The sequence below is a fragment of the Halanaerobiales bacterium genome (assembly GCA_035270125.1).
Lineage (GTDB): Bacteria > Bacillota > Halanaerobiia > Halanaerobiales > DATFIM01 > DATFIM01.
The window spans coordinates 1-8613 of the sequence record DATFIM010000091.1; the positions used below are offsets into that span (position 1 = coordinate 1).

The window sequence follows — 8613 nt, forward strand, 5'->3', positions numbered from 1 at the left end:
GGAAGGTCCTGAATATGAAACTGTAGGTATGTTTGGTCCAAATTTAGGAGTTGATTCTCTTTCAGCTGTTATAAAGGCAAATATTAAATGTGATAAATTGGGAATGGATACAATTTCAGCAGGTAATGTTATTGGTTTTGCAATGGAATGTTATGAAAAAGGGATTTTACCTAAAAAATATGATGATCTGGATTTAGAATTTGGCAATTTTGAAGCAGCTCTATCTTTGCTTGATGATATAGCTTTGAGAAAAGATTTAGGGGAATTGATGGCCAATGGTGTAGAAAAAATGTCAGAAGAACTTAAAGAAGGTAGTGAACATTTTGCAATGCATGTTAAAGGTCTTGAATTTCCAGCTTATGATCCAAGGATAGGCCTGGGTACTGCTCTATCTTATGCAGTAAGTCCACGAGGTGCCTGTCACCGTAGAGCCTGGCCTCCCTCAATAGAAGTTTTAGGTAATTTAGAACCCTATAAAATTGAAGGTAAAGCCGAATATGTTAAAGAGAAAGTTGATGAAAATTCAGTATTTCATTCCATGTTGGTCTGTGATTTTCCAGCAAAATGGATTCCTCTATCAGTTGAAGACTTTGCAACATATTTAAATTTACTTACTGGAGAAAATTTTACAGAAAAAGACCTCTGGGAAACAGCAGATAGAATAGAAACAAAAATAAGATTATTTAACAATAGAGAAGGATTAACCAGAGAGGATGATAATTTACCTCCCAGAATTTTAAAAGATACTCTACCTGAAGGACCAACTAAAGGTAATGTAGTTAATGAAAAAGATCTTAATACTCTCCTTGATAAATATTATGAAGTAAGAGGCTGGAGTAAGCATGGTATACCAACTACAGAAAAATTAAAAGAACTAAACATAAAAGGAGAGTGATATTAATGAGATTAAAAATAGATGCAGATTTATGTGTTGGATGTAAGGCCTGCGAAATAGCGTGTTCACTTGAACATCATAATGTTTTTAATCCAAAAAGAGCTAATATAAAAGTTATTTTTACTCATCCTTTACCTTCAGCTCCCAAATATTGCAGACAGTGTAAAAACCCGCAGTGTGTTGAAAGTTGTCCAACCGGAGCTTTATGGAGGGATGAAAAAAAGGATATGGTAGTCTATGATAAGGAAAAATGTATTCACTGTCTAAAATGTATAGAGGCCTGTCCTTTTGACTCAATATTTTATAATCAAACCACTGAAGAAATATTAAAATGCGATCTCTGTGGAGGGAATCCTGTTTGTGTAGAATTTTGTGAAAAGGATGCTATAAAGTTTATTGAATAATGAATTAAAAAAAAGTTTTAAGGGGAGTCTAAATTGAAAATTACTTTAAATGATATCATGGAACTTCCTATTTTTAATGATGCTCGGATTATTGCCGGTCATGCAGGAGCAAAAAAAGAAGTTAAAAGTGTAACTGTAGCTGAAGTCCCGGATGCAGCTGACTGGTTAAATGGCGGAGAACTTGTTGTTACTACTGCCTATTTTTTAAAAGATAATTCAGAAAAACAAAAAAGTTGGTTAACAAGTTTAATAGAAGGTCAGGCAGTAGCTTTAGCTATCAAACCTGAGAGATTTTTAGGGAATATTCCGGAGGCAATGATAGATATAGCTGATGAATTTTCATTTCCTCTAATCAGGCTACCCCATAAAATAGACTGGCCACAGATAATAGAAAATGTAATGAATGCCATCAATCAAAATAAAAGTGAGATAATTAAAAGATCTGAAGATATCCACAATAAATTAACCCAAATTGTTTTAAGAGAAGATGGTCTGGAAATAATTGCTGATACTATGGCCAGTCTAGTTAATAATTTAATTATAGTTGAGGATAATAATCTGGAAGCTCTGGCAGTAGGTTATCCGGATCAGGATAATAGAGAAGAATTTGATGATTTACTAAAATTTAGAGGAAAAATATTTTTAAATGAATTTAGAAAAAATGAATATTATAAAGATAAAGTTGAAAATTGCAATTATAATATTGAAGAAAATACTCAAAAAAATTGTAGTAACAAAATTTACACTTATGATTTAAACTATAAAGACTCAAATTATACTCAACTTACGATTCCAATTATTGCTAATAGTGTAACCTATGGATTTTTAACTTTAATAGAATATTATGGTCAGACAAATGAAGTAGATATTGTAGCTTTAGAACATGGTGCTACTACTATTGCTCTTGATTTAACAAAGAAAAGAGCAGTTTATGAAACTAAAAAAAGACTTAAAAAAGATTTTTTAAATGATCTTTTTAGTGGAAATATAAACAACAGTCTGGTATTGAAAGGTAAATATAATTTTATAAATTATGAGGTGGAAAAAGCTACAGTAGCTATAATTTTAGAAATTGAAAGAAGTAATCAGGACTTTAGTGAAAATAATTATTCTTCAATGGAGAGCAATAAAAAAACATTAAAAATAATCAATACTGAGTTTAGTAAAAGTGGGCAAAATTATTTTATTTATGAAGAAGGGAACCGGATTATTATTCTTTTTCAATTTGCTGAAATTAAGGATGAAGAAGAAATATATAATAAAATAAGTGAGAGATGCAAAAATATTGGAGAAAGGGTAATTCAATATAAAATAAATAAAAATTATTATTTTGGAATAGGTGGCCTTTATCATAATTCTGCTGAAACAAAAAAAAGTTATGAGGAAGCCAAAAAAGCTCTTAAAATCGGGAAAATATTTATAGAAGAAAATGAAGTATTTATCTATAAAAGACTTGGGATTTATCGTATCCTTTCCATGATTGAAAAAGAAGGAGAAGTAATAGAATTTTGCAAAGATTTTTTAGGAGATTTAATAAAATATGATAAAAAACACAATGAAAACCTCTGTTATAACTTAAAAAAATATCTCATGAATAATGGAAATGTTACTAAAGCAGCCAAAGAATTATATATTCATCCAAATACTTTAGCTTATAGAATTAAGAAAATTGAGAAAATACTAAAAAAAGATCTGGATGATCCTAGAGAAAGATTTAATTTATTTTTAGCTTTAATGATTAAAAAATCAACTTTAAAAGATTAAGGGGGGATAATGTTGAAAACTGCCTGTATTCAACAAATTGCCAGAGATATAACTGAATATAAAGAAGCCTGGAAAGACATAATAAAATTAATTGATAGGGCAGCAGCTAAAGATCCTGATTTGATAGTTCTTCCAGAAAGTGCCTATCCTGCTTATTTTTTGGGTTATAATCAAAAAAAATGCAGTGAATCTTTAGAAAATATTGATGAAGTTATTAATGAATTACAAAAAAAAGCCAGTGATTATGAAATATATATTGCAGCCGGGATTGTTTTAAAGGAAAAAGATAAAAAATATAATGGAGGTATTTTAATAAATAGGCAGGGGAAAATCATAGCAACTACCCAAAAAAGTAATTTATGGCATTTTGATCATAAATGGCTGGAAAGTGGAGAAGTTGCTGATGTGGTTGAAACAGAATTTGGGAAAATAGGATTAATGATCTGTGCTGATGGTAGAGCTCCGGAAATACCAAGGATTTTGGCTTTAAGAGGGGCAGAAATTATTATTGATCTGGCAAATTTAACATCTACCGGGAGAGATCCAGAAAAATTATCCAATGCACAGTTAGATTATATGTTAGCTACCAGAGCTATAGAAAACAATATCTGGCTGATAATGGCTGATAAGATTGGTCTTGAAGCAAATACCGTTCTTTATGCTGGGGGAAGTTGTGTTATAAATCCTGAAGGAGAATTTATAAATAGAGCCAGTCCAAATCAGGAAGAAATTATATTTACTGAAATTAACAGTAAAGATAATTGTGAATTACCTGTTAAAAGAGTGCCTGGAGATTATCTAAGTCTGGTAGAAGATACTGAGAAATTAGCTATTAAAGAAAAATTAAATAAAAATATAAAAATAGCAGAAGCCGAAGTACAAATCTCAGCAGTACAGTATGAATATGAAAAAGGTAATGTGAATAGTTATTTGAAATTTGCAAAAAATTTTATTAAACAGTTAGAAATTCAGGATTCTAAAATTATTGTTTTAAGAGAAATGGATAAAGAGATAAATATAAATCTGGTAATTAAAAAAATAAAAGATATTTTAAGTAATGAAGAGCTTATTGTAGTTTTAACTGGATATCAAAAAGAAAATAAAAAATTATACAAAGAAGTGTCAGTATTTTCAAAGAATAAAAATTATGGTAAATATCAAAAAGTCCATATTGGAGAAAGTGAAAATTTAGCTCAGGGAGAAAAAAATAAAGGAGTTATTAATACCCCTTATGGTGATCTGGGAATAATGGTAGATGAAGAAGGGCTGGTACCTGAAGTAAGCAGGAAATTAATGCTTTTAGGAGCAGAGATAATTATCTGGACCGGTAATTATTATCATCCTAAGGAAGAAATTATAATCTCTTCCAGAGCTGCTGAAAATAAAGTTTTTGTAATAAAAGCAGGTAAAAATGGAAGTTATATCACTACTCCAGATGGTCAGATAATAGCAGCTACTTTAGTTGATATTAATCAGGCTATTTCAAAATTGATTTTACCACCATATGCTTTAGCAAAAAATGTGGTACCGGGTACCAACGTTGCATTGGATAGAAAACCAAAATTTTATAAGGAGTTGATTAAATGAGTCAGGAAAAAACGCTTTTAAAAAATTGTAGGATTGTTAGTTCTAAAGATATTAGAAAAGGGAATATATTAATTGAAGATGGAGTAATTAGTGTTATTACTGCTAAAGATTTAGAAGCAGATAATGAAATTGATGTTAAAAATCGTTATGTTATTCCAGGTGCAGTAGATGGTCATACTCATATGATGGATCCCGGTAAAACTCAAAATGAAGATTTTACTACTGGAACTCAGGCAGCAGCTGTTGGTGGAATAACTACTGCTATCACTCATCACCGGACAATACCACCAGTTTATTCGATTAAAGAACTGGAAGACAAAATTAATCATGTAAGTAAAAAGGCAGTTGTTGATTTTGGTATTAAAGGTGGAGGTGCTCCTGATAATATAGATGAATTAGAGGCTATGTGGAAAAGAGGAGTAACCGGATTTAAAGCTTTTACCTGTGACCTTCATGGTTCCAAACCCTTACATCCAGGAGATATGTATTATTTTTTGCAGGAGATAAAAAGACTTGATGCTACTTTACTTGTTCATTGTGAAAATGAAAGTATAACTGAAGTAAATGAAAAAAGATTAAAAGAGGCTGGAAGAAAAGATAGATTATCTCATCTGGAATGGAGATCACTACTGTCAGAAAAGATTGCAGTTGAGGCAGTTATTAATGTGGCCAAAGAAACAGGGGCCAGAGTTGTAATAGCTCATGTCAGTCATCCCGATATAATGGCTAAAATTAAAGAAGCCAGAGATCAAGGATATACAATTTATGCAGAAGGATGTCCTCATTACTTTAATCTTACTCAGGATATGTTAGAAGAAAAAGGTCCCTGGGTAAAATTTACTCCGCCAATGCGAATGAAAAATCAAAAAGAAATAGATGAAAAAATGTGGCCTGCTTTTAATAGTGATCACATAACTTTAATAGGTTCAGATCACTGTCCTTATCCAAAAGAAGTAAAGGAAAAAGGACTGGATAATATCTGGGAAGCACCTAATGGAATCCCTGGTGTGGAAACCTCAATGAGATTAATGATAAATGCAGTTAATCAGGGTAAAACCAATATAAATAAAATTGTAGAAGTAATGAGTGAAAATCCAGCTAAAATTTATGGATTATATCCCAAAAAAGGAACTTTAAGTGTTGGTTCTGATGCTGATCTGGTTATTTTGGATATGGAAGCTGAAGAAACTCTAAAAAATGAAAATGTAATATCTAAATGTGGTTGGACACCTTATCAGGGTAAAAAAATAAAAGGGGTATTGGATACAGTTATGGTTAGGGGAAAAGTAGTAGCTAAAAGAGGGAAACCAGTAGGAGAAGCCGGTTATGGCCAATTTGTTTCAAGAGCAGAAGTGCAAAAATCCTAAATATATCATTTCTAAAGGAGGTTAATAATGAAAAAAAGTAAGTATGCTGTAATTTCAGTTGATATGCATAGAGGTCATTTAGACCCGAAAGTAGCAACATTACCATTGTTGCCAAAAGAAAGATGTACAAGAGTAATCAATAATACAGCTGGATTTTTTAAAGAAATACGAAAAAAAGAAGTGCCAATTATCCATGTAGTTACTACCTATCGTGATAGTGATGAAATAATGTCCAATCCACACTGGGGAGAAAAAAATGAAGAAGCAGATGGGAGCAGAGAAGGTATTTCCAGACATAATCTTGCTGGGTCTCCTGGAACAGAAATTATACCCAAATTATATGAAAAAGAAGATTATATAGTCAATACTAAAAAAAGATACAGCTGTTTTCATGGAACAGACTTAGATTTTCTTTTAGAGCAGATAGGTGCAGAAACTGTTATATTAACAGGTATTAACACCAGTAGCTGTGTTTTATGTACTTCATTTGATGCCTGTAATAGAGATTATAAGGTTTATGTAGCTGAGGATTGCTGTGATAGTATGGATGGCAAAGAATTTCATGATGCTGCTTTGATGTTTATTAACAGAATTTTGGGAACTACTTTAAAAGCAAATGAGCTTTTAGAAAAAATATAATTATTTCATTAATCAAATAAAAAACAGGAGGAAATTAATATGGAAATTAAAAGATGGGAAAATGGAGAATTATTTGAGACAAATGGAGGACATATGCGCTGGGTGTTCTGGCCGGGAAATGGCTATAATGATTTAACTCTTCACTACAGTGTTTTAAAACCAGGTGAAGCTTTTAATCTACACACTCATGAATACTCAGTAGATGTAATTTCAATAGTAAAAGGTGAGGGCGAAGTTTTAACAGATGGAGAAGAAAATCCACCAATTAAAGAAGGGGAAAGTGTTTTTGCAAGAGCAGGTGAAGCTCATGGTATTAAAAATACTGGAGATGAAGAGATGATAACTTTAGGTTCTCAAACTCCAGGTGATTTGGAGCTATATGGTATGAAAGGTTATACATTCGGTAAAAAAGAAGATAAATAAATGCTAAAGAGGAAAGGAGGGGTATAATGAAATATGGTACTTTTAAATTTAATGGAAAAGAAAGAATAGGAGCTTTAAAAGACAATTGTTTAGTAGATGTCCAAAGAGCTTATGCACTTTATTTAAAAGAAGAAGAGGGTGATGGTCAGGCTGATGAAATGGCCAGGGCCATAATTTCTAATGATTTTCTGGAATTTTTAGAATCAGGCAAAGAAGCCTGGGAAGCTGCCAGAACCGGTTTTAAATATGTAAAAGATTCTCCTAAAGATAAATTGGGGATTAATGAAGAATTTATCTTCTATAATTTAGAAGATGTAAAAATCTTAAAACCATATCAACCTAAAACAATCATGTGTGCTGGCCCTGAATTAGAAGACCCAGAAAATAATGATATGCATGATTACATTGAATTTTATTTAAAATCATCTCATACAATAATAGATCCAGGAGAAGAAATTTATTATGAGGGAGATCACACTGGTAGAATTGATTTTGAACCAGAATTGGCTTTAGTAATAGGTGAAAAAGGCAGATTCTTAGAAGAAGATGAAATTCTGGACCATGTTTTTGGATATACTATTTTAACTGATGTTTATTCTCTAGATAAACTACAGGTTGGATGGGAAGGAACTATGTTTCATGTTAGATATGGTGAAGGAGAATCCTTTGATAATTCAGCCCCTATAGGACCCTGGGTAGTTACTAAAGATGAAATTGAAAATCCAGAAAATTTAAAATTAAAAAAATATATTAATGATGAATTAGTAGTAGAAAGTAATACTTCAGATTTACTTAGAAGTGTTAAAGAATTTGCCAGTTATTGTTCTACCTTTTTTACTATGAAACCAGAAATTTTAATTTCTACCGGAAATCCTGATGGAGTTGTTTTTGGCACAGATGATGAAGGGATTCCTGTTATTAAAGATGTGCGAGCAAATAAAGTACAGTTAAAACCAGGAGATAAAGTAAGATGTGAAATAGAAAATATAGGAAAAATTGAGAACCCGGTAATAGATTATAGGGAGGTGAAGTAATTGAGATTAGTTAGTTTTAATGATGGAAAAAAATCTAGATTGGGTACAGTTATAGATGAGAAAGTATATGATTTGCGTAAAGGTTATTGTGAATTTCTAAAAAATAAAGGTAATAATTTGGCAGAAAAAATAGCTAAAGTAAGAATACCAGCTGATACTGTAAAACTAATTAAGGGAGGGGATAAAGCTTATCAGGCTTTAAAAGAAGGCAGTGATTTTATTGAGAAAAATCAAAGTAATTTTAATGGTCATGATTTAGAAAAAGTAGAACTTGAGGCACCTATTATGCCCAAAATAATAATCTGTGGAGGAGCCAACTTTGATGATCATTTAGAAGAAACCAAAAGATCCAAACCAACAGAAGTTGAATTTTTCTTAAAAGCTCCTAATTGTGTTATTGGTCCTAAAAAAGCAGTTGAATATGAAAGTAGAGTAACTGAAAAATATGATTATGAAGTAGAATTAGGAATTGTGATCAAAAAAGAGGGAAGATTTATTCC

9 protein-coding genes are annotated in these 8613 nt (G+C 31.4%); all 9 read left to right on the plus strand.

The features are described from left to right. Nucleotides 1-895, plus strand: an 895-nt coding sequence (locus VJ881_04995; GenBank protein ID HKL75405.1) for an aldehyde ferredoxin oxidoreductase C-terminal domain-containing protein, incomplete at its 5' end; no start/stop codon positions are given. A 5-nt stretch (nt 896-900) separates the two neighbouring features. Further along, complete coding sequence (locus VJ881_05000) at nt 901-1299, plus strand: 4Fe-4S dicluster domain-containing protein (GenBank protein ID HKL75406.1); 399 nt, start codon at nt 901-903, stop codon at nt 1297-1299. Between the two features lie 33 nt (nt 1300-1332). Then, on the plus strand, nt 1333-3063 hold the full coding sequence (locus VJ881_05005; GenBank protein ID HKL75407.1) for a PucR family transcriptional regulator ligand-binding domain-containing protein: 1731 nt from the start codon (nt 1333-1335) through the stop codon (nt 3061-3063). Between the two features lie 12 nt (nt 3064-3075). After that, a complete protein-coding gene (locus VJ881_05010) occupies nt 3076-4650 on the plus strand; it encodes a carbon-nitrogen hydrolase family protein (GenBank protein HKL75408.1) in 1575 nt (524 codons plus the stop codon). Continuing rightward, the gene (gene pyrC, locus VJ881_05015) at nt 4647-6017 is read left to right on the plus strand and encodes a dihydroorotase (protein HKL75409.1); all 1371 of its coding nucleotides are present in this window, start codon (nt 4647-4649) and stop codon (nt 6015-6017) included. The genes VJ881_05010 and pyrC overlap by 4 nt, the downstream gene beginning before the upstream one ends. Before the next feature lie 27 nt (nt 6018-6044). After that, on the plus strand, nt 6045-6656 hold the full coding sequence (locus VJ881_05020) for an isochorismatase family cysteine hydrolase (protein HKL75410.1): 612 nt from the start codon (nt 6045-6047) through the stop codon (nt 6654-6656). A 39-nt stretch (nt 6657-6695) separates the two neighbouring features. Next, complete coding sequence (locus VJ881_05025; GenBank protein HKL75411.1) at nt 6696-7079, plus strand: cupin domain-containing protein; 384 nt, start codon at nt 6696-6698, stop codon at nt 7077-7079. Nucleotides 7080-7105: 26 nt separating this feature from the next. Then, nucleotides 7106-8113 (plus strand): fumarylacetoacetate hydrolase family protein, encoded by a 1008-nt coding sequence (locus VJ881_05030; GenBank protein ID HKL75412.1) that lies wholly within the window; start codon nt 7106-7108, stop codon nt 8111-8113. After that, nucleotides 8114-8613: fumarylacetoacetate hydrolase family protein (locus VJ881_05035; protein HKL75413.1), on the plus strand; the 500-nt coding region annotated here is incomplete at its 3' end. It abuts the gene before it with no gap.

Bases quoted from the DNA above. Each gene is read 5' to 3' on its own strand.
- VJ881_05000 (HKL75406.1), top strand. From the start codon at position 901: ATGAGATTAAAAATAGATGCAGATTTATGTGTTGGATGTAAGGCCTGC.
- pyrC (HKL75409.1), top strand. From the start codon at position 4,647: ATGAGTCAGGAAAAAACGCTTTTAAAAAATTGTAGGATTGTTAGTTCT.
- VJ881_05020 (HKL75410.1), top strand. From the start codon at position 6,045: ATGAAAAAAAGTAAGTATGCTGTAATTTCAGTTGATATGCATAGAGGT.
- VJ881_05025 (HKL75411.1), top strand. From the start codon at position 6,696: ATGGAAATTAAAAGATGGGAAAATGGAGAATTATTTGAGACAAATGGA.
- VJ881_05030 (HKL75412.1), top strand. From the start codon at position 7,106: ATGAAATATGGTACTTTTAAATTTAATGGAAAAGAAAGAATAGGAGCT.